Origin of the sequence: Klebsiella sp. YJ, assembly GCF_002108615.1 — a bacterium.
GTDB lineage: Bacteria > Pseudomonadota > Gammaproteobacteria > Enterobacterales > Enterobacteriaceae > Klebsiella > Klebsiella planticola.
In genome coordinates this window covers 1-947 of record NZ_MTEG01000100.1, presented here as the reverse complement: position 1 = coordinate 947, position 947 = coordinate 1, and the positions used below count along the sequence as shown (strand labels likewise).

The following is a 947-nucleotide window of genomic DNA, read 5'->3' as shown; positions in this document are numbered from 1 at the left end:
GTTGTCTGATCCACGCTGGGAAGAATGTTCCATTTTTCGACATGGAATGTTTTATCCGGATAAGCCGGTACCGAAATTTCAAACTGCGACGTATCTTTCAGCAGATAGGCGATAGATTCTGGCACTGCAGCGCTGATCCAGACCGGGTCCATCCCCTGAATCTGAGCCACTACTTTATCTTTCGAAATATTCATTCCGGTGCGCAGGTCAAACGCAGTAATGACACCATCAATAGGTGCTTTAATGGTAAAACGGGTCTGGATTGTGCGGGTTGAACGCAGCCTTTGAATATCCTCTTCCGGCATACCAGCCAGACGAAGTCGCTCCAGAACCCCTTTTATCTGGGTTGACGTACCGCCTGTACCGGATAACAGAAGGAACTCACTTTGTGCCTCAACCCATTCAGGAATGGTGATATCGATAAGCGGAGTGCCTTTCTTCACATGATCGCCAATCGTCAGGGGATACACTTTTTCGACGAAACCGTCAGAACGCGCCTGCACAATGACAAACTGATACTCGTTGTAACTGACATTAGCCGGGATTGTCTGGGAATAATTCAGCATTCCTCGCGTAACTTTTTGCGTTTTTAATCCCAGATTCTGAACCTGGGTTGGATCGATACGGATCCCGCCACTGCTTTTATCGCCACTTTCATCAGCATATTTCGGCACCAGGTCCATATCCATAAAGGGAGATTTTCCGGGTTTATCAAATTTGGTATCCGGTTTCATCGGGTCATACCAGAAAAGTACCTTTCGCTCCGGTGCCTTTTGTTCGGTTTGTACTGTTTTTTGTGATGAGTTTACATACTGCCAGGCAGTAACCGATATCAGCCCCCCTGCTATGAGGCTGCTGATAATTATTGCAGCATATTTTATCTTTAAAGAAGCCATACAATTTCTCGCTGAAAAATCAAAACACCTGGCATATGCGCCCGATCATTC

Annotated in this window: 1 protein-coding gene; it reads right to left on the bottom strand. The window is 46.3% G+C overall.

The annotated features are described in order from the left end of the window. Window positions 1–896, bottom strand: an 896-nt coding sequence (gene silB, locus BV390_RS30350) for a Cu(+)/Ag(+) efflux RND transporter periplasmic adaptor subunit SilB (RefSeq protein ID WP_085397644.1), incomplete at its 3' end; no start/stop codon positions are given. Between the last annotated feature and the right edge of the window lie 51 nt (window positions 897–947).